At 45.6% G+C, this 18,275-nt stretch carries 21 protein-coding genes; 10 read left to right on the forward strand and 11 right to left on the reverse strand.

What is annotated here, in order from left to right:
- Nucleotides 1–130 precede the first annotated feature (130 nt).
- A complete protein-coding gene (pdhA, locus tag CLV42_RS25900; RefSeq protein ID WP_106604841.1) occupies nucleotides 131–1,141 on the reverse strand; it encodes a pyruvate dehydrogenase (acetyl-transferring) E1 component subunit alpha in 1,011 nt (336 codons plus the stop codon).
- Between the two features lie 182 nt (nucleotides 1,142–1,323).
- On the opposite strand from pdhA, the gene recF reads away from it, so the two are divergent.
- The 3 genes from recF to CLV42_RS25915 all read left to right on the forward strand — a co-directional run bounded on the left by recF (nucleotide 1,324) and on the right by CLV42_RS25915 (nucleotide 3,222).
- Complete coding sequence (gene recF / locus CLV42_RS25905) at nucleotides 1,324–2,406, forward strand: DNA replication/repair protein RecF (RefSeq protein ID WP_106604842.1); 1,083 nt, start codon at nucleotides 1,324–1,326, stop codon at nucleotides 2,404–2,406.
- Nucleotides 2,407–2,431: 25 nt separating this feature from the next.
- Complete coding sequence (locus tag CLV42_RS25910; RefSeq protein WP_106604843.1) at nucleotides 2,432–2,719, forward strand: DUF721 domain-containing protein; 288 nt, start codon at nucleotides 2,432–2,434, stop codon at nucleotides 2,717–2,719.
- Nucleotides 2,720–2,793: 74 nt separating this feature from the next.
- Nucleotides 2,794–3,222: a DUF3828 domain-containing protein gene (locus CLV42_RS25915; RefSeq protein ID WP_106604844.1), complete on the forward strand. Its 429-nt coding sequence runs from the start codon at nucleotides 2,794–2,796 to the stop codon at nucleotides 3,220–3,222.
- A 94-nt stretch (nucleotides 3,223–3,316) separates the two neighbouring features.
- Here the strand turns inward: CLV42_RS25915 and CLV42_RS25920 are convergent, their stop codons facing one another.
- The 6 genes from CLV42_RS25920 to CLV42_RS25945 form a co-directional block, all read right to left on the reverse strand.
- Nucleotides 3,317–3,826 (reverse strand): DUF4252 domain-containing protein, encoded by a 510-nt coding sequence (locus CLV42_RS25920; RefSeq protein ID WP_106604845.1) that lies wholly within the window; start codon nucleotides 3,824–3,826, stop codon nucleotides 3,317–3,319.
- A gap of 29 nt (nucleotides 3,827–3,855) precedes the next feature.
- On the reverse strand, nucleotides 3,856–4,380 hold the full coding sequence (locus tag CLV42_RS25925; protein ID WP_106604846.1) for a DUF4252 domain-containing protein: 525 nt from the start codon (nucleotides 4,378–4,380) through the stop codon (nucleotides 3,856–3,858).
- A gap of 35 nt (nucleotides 4,381–4,415) precedes the next feature.
- Nucleotides 4,416–4,922, reverse strand: a complete 507-nt coding sequence (locus CLV42_RS25930; protein WP_106604847.1) for a hypothetical protein — start codon at nucleotides 4,920–4,922, stop codon at nucleotides 4,416–4,418.
- Entirely contained in the window at nucleotides 4,912–5,427 is a 516-nt protein-coding gene (locus tag CLV42_RS25935) for an RNA polymerase sigma factor (RefSeq protein WP_106604848.1), read from the reverse strand. Before CLV42_RS25935 ends, CLV42_RS25930 begins: the two co-directional genes overlap by 11 nt.
- 170 nt (nucleotides 5,428–5,597) lie before the next feature.
- Nucleotides 5,598–6,650: an ABC transporter permease gene (locus CLV42_RS25940; protein ID WP_106604849.1), complete on the reverse strand. Its 1,053-nt coding sequence runs from the start codon at nucleotides 6,648–6,650 to the stop codon at nucleotides 5,598–5,600.
- Nucleotides 6,651–6,654: 4 nt separating this feature from the next.
- Nucleotides 6,655–7,743 (reverse strand): BT_3928 family protein, encoded by a 1,089-nt coding sequence (locus tag CLV42_RS25945; RefSeq protein ID WP_106604850.1) that lies wholly within the window; start codon nucleotides 7,741–7,743, stop codon nucleotides 6,655–6,657.
- A gap of 84 nt (nucleotides 7,744–7,827) precedes the next feature.
- On the opposite strand from CLV42_RS25945, the gene folP reads away from it, so the two are divergent.
- A complete protein-coding gene (folP, locus tag CLV42_RS25950; protein ID WP_245901736.1) occupies nucleotides 7,828–8,697 on the forward strand; it encodes a dihydropteroate synthase in 870 nt (289 codons plus the stop codon).
- A 29-nt stretch (nucleotides 8,698–8,726) separates the two neighbouring features.
- Nucleotides 8,727–9,536 (forward strand): diadenylate cyclase CdaA, encoded by an 810-nt coding sequence (cdaA, locus tag CLV42_RS25955; protein WP_106604851.1) that lies wholly within the window; start codon nucleotides 8,727–8,729, stop codon nucleotides 9,534–9,536.
- Nucleotides 9,537–9,738: 202 nt separating this feature from the next.
- On the opposite strand, the gene CLV42_RS25960 is transcribed toward cdaA, so the two are convergent.
- Both CLV42_RS25960 and CLV42_RS25965 read right to left on the reverse strand, forming a co-directional pair.
- Nucleotides 9,739–10,620 (reverse strand): FKBP-type peptidyl-prolyl cis-trans isomerase, encoded by an 882-nt coding sequence (locus CLV42_RS25960; protein WP_106604852.1) that lies wholly within the window; start codon nucleotides 10,618–10,620, stop codon nucleotides 9,739–9,741.
- 27 nt (nucleotides 10,621–10,647) lie between these two features.
- Nucleotides 10,648–11,652, reverse strand: a complete 1,005-nt coding sequence (locus CLV42_RS25965; protein ID WP_106604853.1) for a DHH family phosphoesterase — start codon at nucleotides 11,650–11,652, stop codon at nucleotides 10,648–10,650.
- A 161-nt stretch (nucleotides 11,653–11,813) separates the two neighbouring features.
- On the opposite strand from CLV42_RS25965, the gene CLV42_RS25970 reads away from it, so the two are divergent.
- From CLV42_RS25970 to CLV42_RS25980, 3 genes are all read left to right on the forward strand, one after another.
- Entirely contained in the window at nucleotides 11,814–12,233 is a 420-nt protein-coding gene (locus tag CLV42_RS25970; RefSeq protein WP_106604854.1) for a nucleoside-diphosphate kinase, read from the forward strand.
- Between the two features lie 88 nt (nucleotides 12,234–12,321).
- A complete protein-coding gene (xerD, locus tag CLV42_RS25975) occupies nucleotides 12,322–13,218 on the forward strand; it encodes a site-specific tyrosine recombinase XerD (RefSeq protein WP_106604855.1) in 897 nt (298 codons plus the stop codon).
- Between the two features lie 634 nt (nucleotides 13,219–13,852).
- The gene (locus CLV42_RS25980; protein ID WP_106604856.1) at nucleotides 13,853–14,824 is read left to right on the forward strand and encodes a phosphatidylinositol-specific phospholipase C; all 972 of its coding nucleotides are present in this window, start codon (nucleotides 13,853–13,855) and stop codon (nucleotides 14,822–14,824) included.
- Between the two features lie 135 nt (nucleotides 14,825–14,959).
- On the opposite strand, the gene CLV42_RS25985 is transcribed toward CLV42_RS25980, so the two are convergent.
- Nucleotides 14,960–15,826, reverse strand: coding sequence for a hypothetical protein (locus CLV42_RS25985; protein WP_106604857.1), 867 nt, complete (start codon nucleotides 15,824–15,826; stop codon nucleotides 14,960–14,962).
- A gap of 428 nt (nucleotides 15,827–16,254) precedes the next feature.
- On the opposite strand from CLV42_RS25985, the gene CLV42_RS25990 reads away from it, so the two are divergent.
- Nucleotides 16,255–16,665, forward strand: a complete 411-nt coding sequence (locus CLV42_RS25990; protein WP_106604858.1) for a hypothetical protein — start codon at nucleotides 16,255–16,257, stop codon at nucleotides 16,663–16,665.
- Nucleotides 16,666–16,678: 13 nt separating this feature from the next.
- On the opposite strand, the gene CLV42_RS33740 is transcribed toward CLV42_RS25990, so the two are convergent.
- Nucleotides 16,679–16,933, reverse strand: a complete 255-nt coding sequence (locus CLV42_RS33740) for a hypothetical protein (RefSeq protein ID WP_146154481.1) — start codon at nucleotides 16,931–16,933, stop codon at nucleotides 16,679–16,681.
- A gap of 428 nt (nucleotides 16,934–17,361) precedes the next feature.
- Between CLV42_RS33740 and CLV42_RS26000 the strand changes: the two genes are divergently transcribed.
- Complete coding sequence (locus tag CLV42_RS26000) at nucleotides 17,362–18,165, forward strand: sensor histidine kinase (RefSeq protein ID WP_106604860.1); 804 nt, start codon at nucleotides 17,362–17,364, stop codon at nucleotides 18,163–18,165.
- Nucleotides 18,166–18,275: the final 110 nt, after the last annotated feature.

The raw sequence follows: 18,275 nt of genomic DNA on the forward strand, positions 1-18,275 counted from the left end.
ATCGTTAAATTGTTATTTCTTATTACGGTACAGGTTACGGCTGTGTAAAATTCCCGCAAATATAAAAAAGGTTAGCGAATCTACCCCGTTTATATTAAACGGCCAAGATCGCTAACCTTTTACATATTATTTAGTCAACAATGAATGGGTAATCCTGTTGAACATATACGTCTTTCAGCAACTCATCATCTGAAGGCCATGGTGATTCTTCTGCGAACTGTACGCAATGCTCCACCTGTTGTTTTACCTTTTCGTTGATAGCGTCGATCTCAGCTTCCGTAGCCCATTTGTTTTTCTGGATAGTAGCCAGTACCTGGTTGATCGGATCTTTTTCCTTATACTCTTCTACTTCCTCTTTGGTACGGTACTTAGCGGGATCACTCATGGAGTGACCACGGTAACGGTAAGTCTTGATTTCCAGTAAGGTAGGACCTTCGCCGGCACGTGCACGTTTTACAGCTCTGTCAACGCCTTCGTGTACAGCTTCAGCGCTCATACCATCGATAGTGGCGCTAGGCATATCGTAGGCATTCGCTAACTTATAGATATCCAGTACGTTGGAGGTACGTTCTACTGAAGTACCCATTGCGTACATGTTGTTTTCGCAAATGAATATTACAGGCAGTTTCCACAGCATGGCCATGTTGAAGGTCTCATGCAGCATACCCTGACGGGCAGCACCATCACCGAAGAAGCAAAGCGCTACGCTATCAGTGCCCTTGTACTGCTCAGCAAAAGCTAAACCAGCACCGGTACCGATCTGTGCACCCACGATACCATGACCACCATAAAAACCTTTATCCGGAGCAAAGAAGTGCATACTACCACCCTTACCCTTGGAACAACCTGTAGCTTTACCATACAGTTCAGCCATACACTCATCAGCAGTCATTCCTTTTGCTATAGCCAACGCATGGTCGCGGTAGGCAGTGATGAACTTGTCGTCCGGTTTAGTCGCAGTCATCGCACCTGCGGCAATTGCTTCCTGTCCTATGTACAGGTGACAAAAACCACGAATCTTTTGCATCCCATACAATTGGCCGGCTTTTTCTTCAAAGCGGCGCAGCAAGAGCATCAATTCATACCAGTACAAATACGTCTCTTTGGTGAATTTCGTCTTTACGTCTGTTTTTGTAGCCACTGTTTCTTAATTTGTCCGCAAATATAACAGGAAAATCCTAAAAACTAAATACTTTGCAACTTTGCAGCAACTTGCCCATAAATAGTGCCCTTTCCGGAAGGCCTGATTACCAGTCTTTCCGCGCAGGCCGGCAGGTTACGATAAATTTATTTTTAATTCATAACTGATAATCAGAAAGTTAATTGCTGTCGCTCAGAAAGATATCACTTGTTCAGTTCAAAAATTACTCCGGGAAAAGTTTCACCTTCAATAAACGCATCATAGGCATTACCGGGCGCAACGGCTCCGGTAAGACCAACCTGCTCGATGCCATATATTATATATGCTTCACCAAAAGCTACTTTACCAGCAGCGAAGCACAGAACACCCAGTACCATACCAATGGCTTCCGCCTGGAAGCCTTCCTCGACAGGGAAGGCCAGGAAGGAAAGATCGTCTGTACCCTCAAAGACGGCAAAAAAGAAATTGCCCTCAATGAGGAAGCCTACGAACGTTTCTCCCGCCATGTAGGTCAGTACCCCGCCGTGATGATCGCCCCCGACGATGCAGAGATCATCCTCGGCGGCAGCGAAGAACGCCGTAAATGGCTGGATGCACTCCTCTGTCAGCTGCATCCCGGCTATCTCGACCATCTTATTACCTACCAGAAAATATTACAACAGAAAAACAGCCTGCTCAAAACTATCGCTACCCAGGGCGGTAACCAGGATGCCCTCCTCGATGTATTCGATGAACAGCTGGTACATCACGGCACACCGGTATTCGAATGGCGACGCGCCTTCCTCCCGGGATTTATCAAACAGGTGCAGGAACTATATGATTACCTGGCTGGTAAACATGAAGTTGTCAATATACAATACCAGTCTGGTCTCCATGAACAAACCTTCACTGCATTGCTGGCAGCCAACCGATATAAGGATATGATGATGCAAAGGACTACCGGCGGTATACACCGGGACGACCTCCAGTTCCTGCTGGACGATCATGCCATGAAAACAAGCGCATCGCAGGGACAACGTAAAAGTTTTCTCTTTGCATTAAAGCTGGCACAGTTTGAAGTCATTAAAGCACACAAAAAATTTTCCCCACTCCTCCTGCTGGATGACGTCTTTGAAAAACTGGACCAGGAAAGAGTGAGTAGACTGATAAAACTAGTGAGTAGTCCGGCATACGGCCAGGTCTTCATTACCGATACACACGCATCCAGAATACGTGAAGCCTTCAAAGAAAATGAAGATAGTTTTCAGTTAATCGAGATGGAGTGACACACGAAATACCTATCTTTGCTGCATGCGATACGGAATGACGTCAATGGAGGATGCACTCAGAGATTTTATGTCTAAAAGCCGGCTTAAACCGAGGCTGACAGAAGTGCGTATACAGGAAAACTGGGAACAACTCATGGGAAAGACCATCTCACGTTATACCGAAAATATACAACTCATTGACAGCAAATTACACATCACTACTACTGTAGCACCGCTGAAACAGGAGTTGAGTTATTCCAAAGACCGCATTATCAAACTCGTAAATGAAATGCTGGGAGAAACCGTGGTGAGAGAAGTGATCATCAGATAAATAACGCTATTAAATAAAATAAAAAGAGACCGTTTCAATGACAATTGGGACGGTTTTTTCTTGGCTAGTATCATATGAAAACACCATCTTTAGCTTCTTGTTTTGTTGGTATGCTGATTTTCCTCAGCTCATATTGCCTGGGTCAGCAAAAGGTATCCAACGATAGTGCAGCCACTATGTTAAAGCAGTTTTATTCCAGTTACATTGCTTCATGGGACTCACCTGACATAAAAAAGTCTGAGTTAATTAAAAAGCAATATTGCACAAAAAAAATCCTGAACAGAATAGCAGATGATGAGGAATTGGACGCCGATCCATTTCTGCAGGCGCAAGACACGGACATCGACTGGTTGAAGACATTGGTGATAAGTAAGGATACTCAAAAGCCAAACGTCTATATTGTTTCTTATTTAGATAACTATACTAAAAAGAGGATCGTTAACAAACTTCTCGTAATAAAAGAAGGGCAAAAATATAAAATAGATGATATCCTGACGTATTGAAACAGTGCGTTGGAAATTCACAAGGGAAAGCCGTCCGGATTATTATCGGGACGGCTTTCTCTTTATATAATGTAACAGTATCCGGGGATCATTTTTAGTTCTTTGCAAATCCCTTTATCAGCATATTCACATCTTTCATCTGAAGGGTAGTACGCAGGTTCACCATTACAAAATCACCCTCATCCTGCACCAGTATCACCACACGGCCCAGTTCATCATCCTTCCCTCTGTTCAGCAAATGCACCACGCTGTTCCCATCTCTTACTTCTATCAACGGTTCAAACTTGTCCTTCTCTATCAGCGTCTGCTTTAATTGCTGCATGTCGGCTATGCTTACAGGCGGACGTTCATCACCGGAAATCGTATATATCTTTACCTTCTGCACCCTTGACAACAGCTGCTTCAGCGGTATGCTGTCGTCTTTCATAGCGCTCTTCGGCACTATCCAGCTGGCAAGCTTCAGCGGCACCCTGCCTACGCCGATCCTGAAGGTGAACGCATCACCGCGATGCGCACGATAAAACTTACGGAGAGATTTCTTCTGGGCTATTGCCGGGCTTACTGCCAGCAAAAGTGCTACTATAAGGATGGAACAATACTTCATGTCAAAAACTTATGTGGTGATAAAGTGGGTTATGGTTGCTTCTTCAGGTTCTTGAGCTTGTCAAAGCCATCAATATTCATATTCGATGCCAGCTGGCTGATCTCCGCAAGGTCAATGTCTCCCATCAGGCTCATTGCCAGGAACTCATCATCACTGCCTACCAGCATGATCAGTTCTGCAATATTACCCTTCGCATTTTCCTTCACCATAAAACGAAGGTCGTCTTTTCCATCGCGGACGGTCATCAGCTCTTCAAACTCTTTATTCAGCATGGAAGATGCTTCTTTGAATAACTGATTACCTCCCTTTGTATTTTCTTTTACCAGGATACGCAGGCCCCTGATCTTTTTTGCAATCTGAAGGAATTGTTTTCCATCGGAGGAATTGATGTCCAATTTACTGAACATACTAAACATCTTAGGTGTGATACTTATCAGGGTGAAGCTTTGGTCGCTCTCATATTTTTCAAAAAAGCGGTCTATTCCACTTCCCTGCTGGGCAAAGAGTTGCATGCTGCTGACTGCAAGCAGCATCAGTAACAAAAAGCGTTTCATGTGTTTTTTTTTATTAAAAATTAGAATGGCCTCAATTAATTTGCTTTGATCTTCTCCGTAGCCTCGTTGAAGTAAGCCAGTTTCTGCATCTGTGCTGTGCCCTTGTTCAGGTTGCGGGACAACAGCTGTAATGCTTTTTGTGTGACAGCAAATGCTTTCTCCGGATCATCATATGTATCTTTCTCTGACAGCGACGCCATTATCCGGGTCTGCTTAGTCTGTGCCTGCCTGCTGGCATATCCGATACCCACTGCTACCAACAGCATGGCGGCATATTTCATCCAGTGTTGCCAGATCATTTGTTTCACAGGCCCCGCCGGCGTCTGTGTCTGAGAAACAACGATCTCTATATCGGGGAATACCGGCATCGGTATATCATGCTCCGCAGCAAAGTAGCCGAACAAAGGCTGCGCCTCTTTCAGATCAGCAGGAAGATTAGCGATGTTCCTGCTGAAAAAACTGCGCAATGCTTCCTCTTCCTCCAGCGTAGAGGTACCATCCCAATAACGGTCCAGTAATTCCCTGACTTTGTTAAACTCCATACACTTGCAGTTTTTGTAATTGTTCACGCACTGTTTTCCTTGCACGGTGAAGATTGATCTTCACTTCACTCATCTCAACACACAGTATCTCTGCTATCTCCTGATAGCTATACCCGTCAATATCCCTCAGTTGTATAATAGTACGGTATTTTTCCGGCAATGCCGCAATAATACGGTGTACACTGTTCATCACGTCCTGTTGCTCTGCAGCAGCATAAGGACTGGGCTGATGTTGTGCAGGCATATCACCTGCCTTGTCCAGCTCTTCCGCTCTCCTGTATTTTCTGGCTTTCAGCTTGTCCAGCGCCAGGTTGCGTACAATACGCATACACCAGGCTTCCATATTCTGCAGATCGGCCATCCGCTCCTGCTGCTGCCATACTTTCATCAGGGCATCCTGTGTTACATCCATCGCATCTTCCTCGTTCTCAAGCAGCCGGTAGGCAAAGCGGTACAGCTTCTGCCTGACGGGAACTACCTGGGAGAGAAATAATGTTAAAGACATAATAACAGATTCCTTGTTCTAAGTTACTAATTACCCCTATCTCTTCTTCTTTTCTCTCCCATCCGCTTGCTATAGGGCGTTTATACAAAGAAGACGACCCACAAAATACTTTGTTACAAAAAAAGTGAAGATTTTCGGGGAAAGATGACAATCTGTTTAAAATGAGCAGGTTATAATTTTATCCGCGGATCTATAACGCTATACAGCACATCCGCCAGCAGGTTGATGATCACAAAAATACATGCCGTAAATAAGATAGCCCCCATCAGTACAGGGAAATCGAACTTCTCCAGAGCATCCACCGTTACTTTCCCGATCCCTTTCCATCCGAAGATATATTCCACGAAGAACGCCCCTGCCAGCAGTTCGGCAAACCAGCCGGTAATGGCAGTAATAACGGGGTTCAGGGCATTCCGAAGTGCATGTTTCAGTACCACCAACCGTTCAGGCAGGCCCTTGGCGTAAGCCGTACGTATATAATCCTGGTGCAGTACATCCAGCATAGCGCTCCGCGTTAACTGCACTATAATGGCCAGTGGCCGGATACCCAACGTAATAGCAGGCAGGATGAGGTTCCGGAGATTGATGGTCCTTCCTGCAAAAGGATCTATTTCATATAAACTGCCCGTCATATGCAATCCCGTATAATCACTCCATACAAAGCCAAACAGGTAAGCCACCACAATGCCTGTAAAAAAGGACGGAGCGGAGATACCCATTACACTGGCAAATACAGCCCCTGTATCCATCCAGGTATTTTGTTTTACTGCGGATAGAATACCTAGTCCAATGCCCACTACCGTTGCAAACAGCATAGCCGCTATAGCCAGGATCAAAGTTCCCGGCAGGGCTTCTGTGAGTATTTCCCAAACTTCCTTCTTGCCCTGGTAAGAACGGCGCAGATAGGGCGTTTTCAATACCAGTATCCTATTGCCGGAGAGGTGGGCCAGCGTGAGATAATGCAATGTACCTTTAGCTTCCTCCTGCGTATGAATACTCAGTGGCGAGAGATCATTCAAATACAAAAGGAACTGCACCGGTAGTGGTTTATCCAGGTGCAGTTCCTTTCTTACATTTTCAAGCGATGTTACGTCTGCGCGCTGTCCCAGTGTCAAACGGGCCGGATCTCCCGGTAATACGTTGAACAGAAAGAATACAAGCAGTACTACGCCCAGTAGTACCAGTATCCCATAACTGAATTTACGCAACAGAAATCTGAACATGCATTTATGGTATATCGTTATAATGCCATTTGCCCTTTACGGTGCCTTTTTCCAGCAATAGCAGGCAGGGATTGCTTCTTCCCGCTGTCTTAATAGCCGTGCCATCCATCTGCAGGAAGGGGAACTGCAACCCGTGTGCAGCGGTAAAAGCCGAAATATCCGCTTTACTGGAAGCGGTAACACCGTAAATGTACACCTTACCAGCCTTGAACTGTTCCTGCAGGGCATGCATCTTCGCATCCCAGCCTTCACCCGCTTCTTTCACATTCTTTACGAGGAACAGGTATACCGGTGTTGGCTCAGAGAGGATAGCCTGGGTCTGATCAGCACCATCGAGGTCTGTCAGGATAAAATCCTTCACAGGCGCCTCTCCTTCCGCTTCACGTATCAGCTTATCACGACGGTCTACAAACTTCCAGGTGCTGTCTGACCATGGATAGTTCTCTGGTGTGAACTCCTGTTGTTTGCCATCCTTTTCGTATATCAGCACCGTAGCATATTCTGCAGGACGAGCGCCTGGAGGCAGTTTCATTTTCTCAGGCAGGTTGTTGCCAACCTTATATCCCAGACAATCCACAATAGGCAGGTGTGATAAAGTATACCATTGCAGGCCGGCCGCAAATAACACGGAGACGAGTGTCAGCACCAGTGTCAGCTTTTTGCCGAACAGCGGCTGTATACGTTTCCGGTAGAAGAAGATGATCAGTATCATCACCAGCAATACCACGTCTTTCCAGAAGGTTTCAGTAGCCGTCAGTTTGATACAGTCGCCAAAACATCCGCACTCCTTTATTTCCCCACTATACAGGGCGTAACCTGTCAGGAAGGTAAAGAACGCGATCATCAACAACAGTAAAGTAGACGTTAAACGCATGCTGAAGCCTAAGAGCAAAGCAGCGCCCAATGCGATCTCCAGGGTATTCATCACCAGGGAGTAGGTAAGCGATAAGGGAGACATAAAGGTCATGTGCAGGACCTCGAAAAACTCCTCCATTTTATAACTGAGTCCCAGGGGATCATTTGCTTTGACGAGACCTGAGAAGATGAATAAAACGCCAACAATAATTCTTAATAGGTTCAGGAGCAGTTTCATGGATAACTATTTTAAGCGGTGCTCACATACTTACTTGCAGATCACCACATTATTCTATTTTTGTCTGGCAAAATAATCAATAAAATGCAAATGGATACTATGGAAGGGAAGAACGGCGAATATACCGGCACGATCAACTGTCAGGGCTCATTACTGGATTTGTCCAAACCAGTTATAATGGGCATCATTAACATCACGGAAGATTCCTTTTTCGCCGGCAGCAGAACGCAGCATATTGATCTCATTCTTGAAAGAGCGGCACAGCTGCTGGACAATGGTGCACAGATCCTGGACATCGGTGCGCAGAGTACCCGTCCTGGCGCCATCGACGTCGGTCCTGATACAGAACTGGAACGCCTGTTGCCTGCTGTCAGGATCCTGAAGGAACATTACCCAGCGGCCATCCTCTCTATCGATACTTACTACGCGAATGTAGCAGAACAGACTATACATGCGGGCGCAGCGATCATCAATGATATCAGTGCCGGCGATCTGGATAAGAACATGATCCCAACCGCAGGCCGCCTGCAGGTACCCTATATCGCCATGCATATGAAAGGCACTCCTGCCGACATGCAGCAACGGCCCGACTATGCAGATGTGACACAGGAAGTACTGGATTACTTCATCCGCAAACGTACGGAATGCCTGCAGGCAGGTATCAAAGACATCATCATCGATCCCGGCTTCGGTTTTGGAAAAACCATCGCGCATAACTATACGCTGCTGAAGAAGCTGCACGTATTTCATATGCTGGATTGCCCGCTGCTGGTGGGCATTTCCAGGAAATCAATGATCTATAAATTACTGGACACTACTCCTGCAGAAGCGCTGAACGGCACAACAGTATTGCATACACTTGCTTTGCAGCAGGGCGCCCACATCCTACGTGTACATGACGTTAAAGCAGCGATGGAAGCAGTGAAGATCACGCAATATATGAAGACACTTTAGCTGATAAATATTCGCTATTTTTACGATCTATGGAGAACTTATTTAGTTTTTACGGTTATCGTTTCCACTGGTTAAATATACTGGACCTGGCGATCGTGATCTTCCTGGTAGTGCAACTGTACCGCCTGTTGAAAGGTAGCCTGGCCTTCAATATCTTCGTAGGACTCTTAATCATATACCTGGCTTACTTCGTGGTACAGCGCCTGCAGATGCCGATACTCACTACGCTGCTGCAGAGTTTCATCAACGTCGGACTGATCGCTATCATCATCATTTTCCAACCCGAAATAAGGAAGTTCCTGCTGGTATTAGGCAAGAAAGCGCCGCTCAGCAAAGACAGTTTCTTCACGAAACTGTTCCTGCCTGATAAGTTCAAGAGTTATAAGGAAGAAGAAAATATCATCAACGAAGTGATCACTGCTGTAGCCCGCATGGCCGGCAGTCGCACAGGAGCACTGATCGTGATTGCCAATACTTATCGTGTGAAGTTTGACACTGCCTCCAGTATCGCCATCGACAGTAACATCAACGCTAAACTACTGGAGAGTATCTTCTGTAAGGGCAGTCCGCTGCACGATGGTGCGCTGATCATTGTCGGCAATAAAATACTGGCGGCAAAGGTGATACTGCCTGTATCAGAGAACCCCAACCTCCCTACCCGCATCGGTTTACGTCATCGTTCTGCCGTAGGCATTACGGAGCACAGCGACAACCTTGCGATTGTTGTTTCAGAAGAAAGAGGCACTATTTCTTATGCCGAGGATGGTAACCTGGTGCAGGATATTTCGCTGGAAGAACTGAAGGTAAAAATGTACGAGGTAATGGTTGATGGTTATTAAGGAATAGAAGAATAGATATCACAAATAACAATACACAATCATTCGCACAGATTGGCTCCACCAGGAGCCGTTTTGCTTGTAGCCCGGGGTTGTCACCCACCCGGGTGGGTGACAACCCCGGTTCAAACGATTTCCCCCGCCCCCTAACAAAAACGGCCGTTCGCCAAAGGCGAACGGCCGTTTTCAATATCGGTAATATTGATTATTTCTTACCAGGCTGCAGTGCAGCGGGAGCAGCAGGAGCTTCAGGAGCGCCAGTTTTCACATCTACCAGCTGAACATCGAATGCCAGTACAGAGTTACCTGGAATAGCCGGAGGACTACCCTGTAAACCGTAAGCTAAAGTAGAAGGAATGATCAGCGTTGCCTTGCTACCTTTTTTCAGGGCAGCGATACCAGCATCCCAACCTTTGATCACGAAACCGCGACCGATAGGGAATTTGATAGGCTCGATCTTCATACCTGGTCTCAGAGTAGAATCCAGGCTGGAATCAAATACTTTACCATCCAGTAGTTTACCGGTGTAGTGTACATAAACGGTATCGCCTACTTTAGGCTGAGCACCGGTACCTTCTTCCTTAACGGCTACATAAACGCCTTCAGGAGTTGGGGTTGCGGTGATCTTGTTTTTATCCATATATTCTTTGATGGTCTTTTCATCTTTTGCTTTCTGCTCAGCAGCTGCATATTTACCTACTACGATGAAAGTCACATTCAGCTTATCACCTTTTTTACCGAATGGTGGATGAGGCTCAGGCAGACTATCGATAGGAATAGAGAAAGTAGCGCTATCGCCTTCTTTCAGCATAGCCAGACCGTCCATCAGGTCGTACTTGTTCACGGATTTAGAGATAACGAAAGGTACGGGACCTCCGGCCATCTTGCGGGATTCTACGAGTACGGAATCGTTCAGACTTTGGATGATGTTCAGCAGTACAGTGTCACCCAGCTTCAGCTGCGCACCTGTTCCTGACTTATGAACAACGAAGTCTACGCCACCTGGTGTCTTTTTAGAGCCACCGGCACCGCAGCTGGCCAGAAAGAGGCCCAATGCTGCAACTAACAACTGTTTGTTCTTTTTCATTTGACTGTATTAGTAGGATTGAATAACTTATTGTAACTGCTCCTCGTTCTCTTTAATGGCCTCAATAAAATGTTGAACGGTTTTCTCAAGGGTCTCGGAGCTATGGCCGCCGGCGGCGTGGAAGTGGCCGCCACCATCGAAATATTTCCTGGCGAACGTGTTCACATCAAAATCACCTTTGGAACGGAAAGATAATTTTATTTCCGCATGACGGTCTATGATCAGCGCTGCCAGCTTAATACCCTGGATAGATAGCAGGAAGTTCACTACCCCTTCTGTATCGCCGGTCTGCAGGTCAAAACGCTTCAGGTCCGTATACGGGATGGCCATCATGGCTGTATTATATTCATAGTATACCTCCATGCGGTTAAGTAGGGTATGCCCCAGGAAGCGCAGGCGGTTTTCCAGGAAATTGTCATAGATCGCGGAGTGGATGATCTCATGTTTAAGACCGCGGTCAAACAGATCAGCCACCATACGGTGTACTCTCGCAGAGGTGGAGGTAAAACGGAAAGAACCTGTGTCTGTCATGGTACCCGCATAAATGCACTGGGCCATATCTTCATTGATCAGAGCCTCGTCTCCCAGTTTATAGATGATCTCGTAAATCAGCTGGGCAGTGGAAGCCGCCGTAGTATCGCTGATACCGTAATCAAACACCGGTTGTGGCTCCAGGTGATGGTCTACCAGGATCTTCGTGCAGCTCAGCTGTGTCAGGTATGGTTCCATACTTTTCGTGCGGTACAGCGCGTTGAAGTCCAGGCAAAACAGCAGGTCTATGCCCTCCAGTGCTTTCATCGCCTTCTCCTGCATCGATTCAAAATCAATTACTTCCTTTGCACCAGGCATCCATATCAGGAAATCCGGGAAATTAGTAGGGGAAATAACAGTTACATCATGACCTTTCTGTCTGAGATAATGGTATAAGGCCAGTGATGAGCCCATTGCGTCTGCATCTGGTTTCTGATGCATTGTTATTACCACTCTTTTAGGGGTCTCCAGCAAGGGCTTAATTTCCTCTATCCTCTTCATTCTTAACCTTTAAGTATACAGGCATGCCTGCTTTTATATGAACAATAAAATATAACCGTTTTTTTGCCAAAAAATGAAGTGCGAAGTTCTCTTTTTTTTCATCACTAAACAAATTCTGGTTACATTTGCGCCCAAAATTAGTTAATTAGGAATCTAAATATATGGCGAACAACAGAACTTTTACAATGATTAAGCCCGATGCCGTTGAAAATGGGCATATTGGTGGCATTCTGGCGAAAATTAACGCTGCCGGTTTCCGTATCGTGGCAATGAAAATGACCAGGCTCTCTTCTGAGAAAGCAGGTGAATTTTATGCTGTGCATAAAGAAAGGCCTTTCTACGGCGAACTGGTTGAATTCATGAGCAGCGGTCACATCGTGGCAGCTATCCTGGAAAAAGCCAATGCTGTGGAAGACTTCCGTAAACTGATCGGTGCTACCAACCCTGCCAATGCAGAAGAAGGTACTATCCGCAAGCAGTACGCTGAGTCTGTAGGCCGCAACGCTGTTCACGGTTCTGACTCTGATGAGAACGCAGAGATCGAAGGCAGCTTCTTCTTCTCCGGTCTGGAAAAATTCTAATTGAACTGCCGGCACCTGATAGCCGGTGAAAGATACGAAAGGCCTTCCCATTGCTTTGGGAGGGCCTTTTTTGTGTAAATTGCCTGCCATGTGGGACATATACCTGAAAGGATTTAAAGCTTATCTCCAGCTGGAGCGATCCCTGTCTGCCAATTCCATTGAAGCCTATATCCGCGATGTAGAGAAGCTGGTACAATACCTGCAGTCGGTCGGTTCACAACTGCCACCCGACCAGCTAACACTGTCTGAGCTACAGGCCTGTGTGCAGTGGATCGCCAACCTGGGTATGAGCGCCACCTCCCAGGCCAGGATCATTTCCGGCATCAAAGCTTTCTACCGCTACCTGCTATTGGAAGATATCATCCGCCAGGACCCTACCCTGCTGATCGAAGCCCCTAAAACACGCCGACAATTGCCGGATATACTCAGCTTTGATGAAATAGAGCAGATCATTGCACAGGTAAAGGCCGGTACTCCCGAAGGACAACGTAACCGGGCTATCCTTGAAACCATGTACAGCTGCGGCCTTCGCGTCAGCGAAGTGGTTAGCCTGAAGATCTCCCAGTTACATTTTGACGCTGGCTTCATCCGTGTAGTGGGTAAAGGCGATAAGGAACGCCTGGTACCTATCGGCCCGGATGCTATCAAGTATATCAATATCTACAAAGACGAGATACGGGTACATGTACCCATAAAAAAGGGACAGGAGGATATCCTTTTCCTGAACCGGCGGGGCAGCGCACTGACCCGGGTCATGATCTTCCTGGTGATCAAAGACCTTACTGCCGCCGCAGGCATTGAAAAACAGGTGTCACCCCATACCTTCCGCCATTCCTTTGCCACACACCTTGTAGAAGGCGGCGCCGACCTGCGTGCCGTACAGGAGATGCTGGGGCATGAAAGCATTACCACTACGGAGATCTATACACACCTGGACAGGGAGTTTTTGAGGGATACCTTGCAAAGGTTTCACCCGCGGTTCTGACTACGTTATTCCGGATAATGTCTCCGGAGAACAATGGGACTCCTACCCCAGCCCAATTACCACAAATGATGTCCAATTGTCCCGGGTTACATCAGACCTCTTTCGGGCAAAAATCCCCCTCAGACTCATATTATAACAGCCATCCATAATGTGAACCACCTTTATTACCAATAACTAACAAAACAAGTATTTTATATAATCCTTGTAAGGGCCCTATCCTATTGCATTCGGGGAGATAACCCATATATAACCCATATATAAGCCATATATGACCCATATATAACCCATACTTAAAAGATATGGGTTATATATGGGTTATATATGAGTTTATAAGGGATTGTATATAAGAAATCAGAGATAAAGCACCCTGTTTAGGACAGGTTTCAAGGCCGAATAAACCGGAAAGCAACAATAAAAAGGCCCTCAGCGCAACCACCCGATGATGGGTAGTTACACTGAAGGCCTGGTCCGTTCGACAGACTATCCTTCAATTATTACCGTATTGTTAACTCCTTTTTTCCGATAGTTGGGCCCGTTATCTCGCGTGTCATATATATGTGCAGGCTGTTTTGATCCGTATGCCGAGAACCCGTAAAACACGACCTATAAAACCTTTTAAACCTAAACCTCCACTATGAACACACAACGTTTCATGCCCATTGCAGGTCTCCTGTTGACTGCTGTATTTTTTTCCGGTTGTTCGAAAGACGAAACTGTAGCACCGGCGCTGAAAGCCGACAACTCAGTAGCCGTTACAACCCAGGCTGCAGCTGTGTCTATGAACAGCTGGATGACCAGTCTTCCGGACAACAGCAGCATTGCTTCCCTGTCCATTCCGGGTACACACGACAGTGGCGCCCGCGTTGAGCCTGTATCAGGTACTGCTAAATGCCAGGACCTGACCATCGCCGCCCAACTGGAAGCAGGCGTTCGTTTCCTGGACATCCGTTGCCGCCACATTGGCAATGCCTTTGCCATCCACCACGGTTCTATTTACCAGAACATGAACTTTAACGACGTGTTACTGGCCTGTACCAGCTTCCTGACCAGCCATCCGGGAGAAACCATTGTGATGAGCGTGAAAGAAGAGTACGATGCTACTGACAACACCAGGACTTTCGAGCAGACGTTTGACACTTATGTACAGCAGTATTCCAGCTTCTGGCATACAGGCGCTACTATCCCGACACTGGGACAGGTAAGAGGAAAGATTGTATTACTGAGAAGGTTTGGCGCTACCAGTACGCCTAAGGGTATCGATGCTACTGCATGGGGAGATAACACTGTATTCACTATCAACAACAGCAATGCTAACCTGAAGATCCAGGACCAGTATGTAGTGCCTGACAACAATGCAAAATGGAACAACATCAACACACTGTTCACAGAAGCAAGCACACAGAGCAACAATGTACTGTACATCAATTTCACCAGTGGTTACAAATCACTGATCTTCAGTATACCGAGCATTACTACGGTATCCGGCAATATCAACCCAAGGCTCAATACTTACTTTACCAGCAATACGCATGGCAGATTTGGTATTATTCCGATGGACTTTGTAAATGCTGATAGGGCATCTCTGATTGCCAAGACTAATTTTTAGGGCATAAAAAAACAGCTACCCTGGGAACTGGAAAGGGGTAGCTGTTTTTACCGAATGTGTGTGTATGCGGGTCACCAAACTTAAGTATTGAGGGTGTGTAGTACCGGAATATAGGTTAAGTAGTACCTTGTCTCTTTAATGACCTACCAGTGAGGATTTCCTTCCCAGCACTGCCCAGTTGCTCAACCAACCGGGTACATAGCCTGATGTCTTTTTGAGTACAACGTCCTGCATAATGATATTGATCATGCTGCAGGCGCTCACTCCTTTTCGTTCCGGCATTGTAGCTACCTGGGCTTCTTCTTCCCAGAGCAGCTGTTTATCCCGGTACACTTTAAAATAAATATCCGGACCTTCTATGTTCCGGCGTTCACCGACCAGCATAAGCCTGCTGGTCAGTTGTTTTCTGCTGAACCGGAGTTGATACCGACCTTTTTCATCGGTATGCGCACATCCCAATAAGCGATGGTTTCCGGCATTGTACGCTTCTACTTTTAATTGTGATTGTCCCTCTCTGGCATGTAATCGCCTTACTGTTCCTGCGATTACCCAGGTACCATAATTGGCCCTTATCTGGCGCCAGCTTTCAACTGGCAGGATGTATGCATAAGCCGCAACATATTGTTGTCCTGAACGTTTCCAGTTTGGCACCGTAACTCCCAGATGGTAATGGGATTCCATCCCTCTGATGTCTGCCTGTTCAGGCATATGGCGCAAACAAATGTCAAATTCAAGTGGCTCCGTAAATAAATGTAGTTGTTCCCAGGTCAGCGTATAATTTCCCATCTCATCCAACCGGGTCTCAGCAAGTAAGCGATCCTTCTTTGCCTCGACCTGTCCCCCTGTAAGCTGACCGGGACCATTAAATATGTTTCTCTTGGGGTGAGCTCCTACTGGATGACACCCATCTGGTAAATAAACACGTAAAAATGCATCTACCAAAGGTTCTGTACAATCATCCGAGATCAATGCAGAGATGTTTCCAATTAACAGGTAACACATAGCTTTAAAGTTTAAAAGAAAGGGGTTAACACACTTAACCACATTCTGGCCGATATGGGTAGCCGCTTTATTTTTTCTGCATTGACTAGTAAAGGAAGAACAAACATGGGTAGAAAGGCCCATTTACTATGTTCGCGTGAGGTAAAGAGTTTAGCTTTAACTCACTATGCAAAGATTCATAAGTTATGGACGTCAGACAAGCGTTAAAGTACTGTTTGCAAAGAATACGTAGTTCTACGTATTTTTTGTAGTTTACTACGTTAGTGTGTGGCTCCTAAAATGGATAAAAACGGATCAAAACACTAATAATCAACACATTAATATATTATCAAAACACTACATGGTACAAAGATGTTATATACGTACCTGCTTTGTCAAGTGATTATTTATAATAATTTTACCACCAACTTAAAAACCACAGCACAATTATGGAGATACCTAAACACTTCCCCCCAGACGCCGGCGCCTTTGTCTCCAAGAAGGAAGCCGAAAGAATGAGGGACAATTACATGAAGAGGAAAAAAAAGCAACATGGACATGAAGATTTCATCCAGGCTTACTTCTTCGGAAAAGAAAAATTCTTGGAGCTTCTTTCCTGTCAGGAAGACGTTGTAGGATTACGCATCTACTACGGCGAGGATACTGACAATGACGGAATTGATGACAAAAAAATGGTGATTTACGCCGTTGACAAAAATGGCCAGAACATCCTCTACAAAAAGAAGAAGGAAACGACAGATGCAAATTCATTTTCGGCATCTGCTGCCGCTAAAGGCGCGGATGATGACGAGGGTGGTGCACTTGATGGCGGTTTACCTTGTCCTGCAAGTTGTCCATGAGTGGTTAATCTAACTAAACCCAAATTAAGTGTACATTCAAATCATTTTTTTTTACATTATGCTGGGGATCGAATGCTTGCTTTTGATCCCCTTTATTATTCACTCTGACAAGCTTGAGAAAAGTGGAAAATGGGTCTACTATTACCTGATCCTCAGCGTTGTTTCCGGTATTGGAACCATTCTGCTGGCATACCTGTTGAAAAACAATCTTTGGTTTTACAATTCGATGTTCTTTCTCCAGTTTGTAATCTTGTCCTGCTATTTTCATGAGGTGATTAAATATCCGTTTGTCAAGATTGTCATTAAACTTATGGTTCCGCTGACACTCGCGGTAGTTATTCTCGATTATATCTGGTTTGAGGGCTCTCTAGCATACAATTCATATGCGATCTCTACCGAGACATTCATTAAAATGGCATACGGAGTTATATTTTTCTGGCAGTTACTGAGGGACGAAGAGTTAATCAAGAAATCCATTTTTGTCAATATTTTGCCCGATTTCTGGTACAACGGAGGCCTGTTTGTTTATCATTGTGGTTTTTTCCTATTTTGCTTAAGTTATAATCTCCGATTGTTCACCGGCACAGTACTATTAAAAAGTACATCCGATTCTATTCTCGCCATAACCTTCATTGCAGGTATTATCCAATTAATTCTTTTATATATTGGCCTCGTGAAAGAAAAAAGAATCCGGCTATGAATATTTCAGAATTAGTTATCATCGGAACGGCAGTGATGTTGCTTTTAAGCATCCTGGTAGTAGTATTGGTAATTTTCCAGCAGAAACAGGTTATACAACACAAACTTGCTATCCGTGATAAAGATCTGCAATTACAGAAAGAACGGCTGATGGCCATCCTTCAGGGCCAGGAGCAGGAACGCAAACGCATTGCCGAAGACCTCCATGATGAAGTGGGGGCGCAGTTATCCGTACTGAAACTCAATCTAAACCAACTACAACCTTTATTGAAGACCGGTAATGGAGAAATGGAGCAGTTAAAGGAAACAAAAGATTTTACAGATACGATCATACAGCATCTCCGCTTCATCTCACAGAGCCTGCATCCCCAGGCCCTCGAAAACCTCGGACTTTCCAAAGCACTCGACTCTTTCTGCAACCTGATGAATAAGAACAAACAGGTAAAAATCCTGTTTAAAGATGAAGGTGGACCGCAGGAAGTGGATCTTGAAAAAGCCCTGAACATCTACCGTGTTGTACAGGAACTCATCAACAACATCCTGAAACATGCCCAGGCCACCCAGATAGAAATTACTTACAGAAGTACCCCTAACATATTACAGATCAACGTAACTGACAACGGTAACGGGCTACTGCTACGTTCTCTGGACAATTCCCGTCAGAAAACCGGCAGCCTTGGATTGAAGAATATTGAGAGCCGGCTGAACGTTATCGGCGGTAATATCAGGTACCTGCCCGGTGAAAACTGCGGTACAAATGCTGAAATTAGAGTGGAAAATTTCCAAAGACCTGAGGAATAAGACGATTTTTTCTAGCTTTGTCCTTGCTGAGCAGTCGATTCATCCTATGACTTTGGGACCACAGATCCCGTCATGGTGAGCATTATTATGCTGTAAGCAAGGGACAATCT

Source organism: Chitinophaga ginsengisoli (genome assembly GCF_003014595.1).
GTDB lineage: Bacteria > Bacteroidota > Bacteroidia > Chitinophagales > Chitinophagaceae > Chitinophaga > Chitinophaga ginsengisoli.

What these genes read in the sequence shown, in the direction of transcription:
- CLV42_RS25910 (WP_106604843.1), top strand. Translation starts at nt 2,432, where the DNA reads ATGCGATACGGAATGACGTCAATGGAGGATGCACTCAGAGATTTTATG.
- CLV42_RS25915 (WP_106604844.1), top strand. Translation starts at nt 2,794, where the DNA reads ATGAAAACACCATCTTTAGCTTCTTGTTTTGTTGGTATGCTGATTTTC.
- CLV42_RS25920 (WP_106604845.1), bottom strand. Translation starts at nt 3,826, where the DNA reads ATGAAGTATTGTTCCATCCTTATAGTAGCACTTTTGCTGGCAGTAAGC.
- CLV42_RS25925 (WP_106604846.1), bottom strand. Translation starts at nt 4,380, where the DNA reads ATGAAACGCTTTTTGTTACTGATGCTGCTTGCAGTCAGCAGCATGCAA.
- CLV42_RS25930 (WP_106604847.1), bottom strand. Translation starts at nt 4,922, where the DNA reads ATGGAGTTTAACAAAGTCAGGGAATTACTGGACCGTTATTGGGATGGT.
- CLV42_RS25935 (WP_106604848.1), bottom strand. Translation starts at nt 5,427, where the DNA reads ATGTCTTTAACATTATTTCTCTCCCAGGTAGTTCCCGTCAGGCAGAAG.
- CLV42_RS25940 (WP_106604849.1), bottom strand. Translation starts at nt 6,650, where the DNA reads ATGTTCAGATTTCTGTTGCGTAAATTCAGTTATGGGATACTGGTACTA.
- CLV42_RS25945 (WP_106604850.1), bottom strand. Translation starts at nt 7,743, where the DNA reads ATGAAACTGCTCCTGAACCTATTAAGAATTATTGTTGGCGTTTTATTC.
- folP (WP_245901736.1), top strand. Translation starts at nt 7,828, where the DNA reads ATGCAAATGGATACTATGGAAGGGAAGAACGGCGAATATACCGGCACG.
- cdaA (WP_106604851.1), top strand. Translation starts at nt 8,727, where the DNA reads ATGGAGAACTTATTTAGTTTTTACGGTTATCGTTTCCACTGGTTAAAT.
- CLV42_RS25960 (WP_106604852.1), bottom strand. Translation starts at nt 10,620, where the DNA reads ATGAAAAAGAACAAACAGTTGTTAGTTGCAGCATTGGGCCTCTTTCTG.
- CLV42_RS25965 (WP_106604853.1), bottom strand. Translation starts at nt 11,652, where the DNA reads ATGAAGAGGATAGAGGAAATTAAGCCCTTGCTGGAGACCCCTAAAAGA.
- CLV42_RS25970 (WP_106604854.1), top strand. Translation starts at nt 11,814, where the DNA reads ATGGCGAACAACAGAACTTTTACAATGATTAAGCCCGATGCCGTTGAA.
- xerD (WP_106604855.1), top strand. Translation starts at nt 12,322, where the DNA reads ATGTGGGACATATACCTGAAAGGATTTAAAGCTTATCTCCAGCTGGAG.
- CLV42_RS25980 (WP_106604856.1), top strand. Translation starts at nt 13,853, where the DNA reads ATGAACACACAACGTTTCATGCCCATTGCAGGTCTCCTGTTGACTGCT.
- CLV42_RS25985 (WP_106604857.1), bottom strand. Translation starts at nt 15,826, where the DNA reads ATGTGTTACCTGTTAATTGGAAACATCTCTGCATTGATCTCGGATGAT.
- CLV42_RS25990 (WP_106604858.1), top strand. Translation starts at nt 16,255, where the DNA reads ATGGAGATACCTAAACACTTCCCCCCAGACGCCGGCGCCTTTGTCTCC.
- CLV42_RS33740 (WP_146154481.1), bottom strand. Translation starts at nt 16,933, where the DNA reads ATGAAAATAGCAGGACAAGATTACAAACTGGAGAAAGAACATCGAATT.
- CLV42_RS26000 (WP_106604860.1), top strand. Translation starts at nt 17,362, where the DNA reads ATGAATATTTCAGAATTAGTTATCATCGGAACGGCAGTGATGTTGCTT.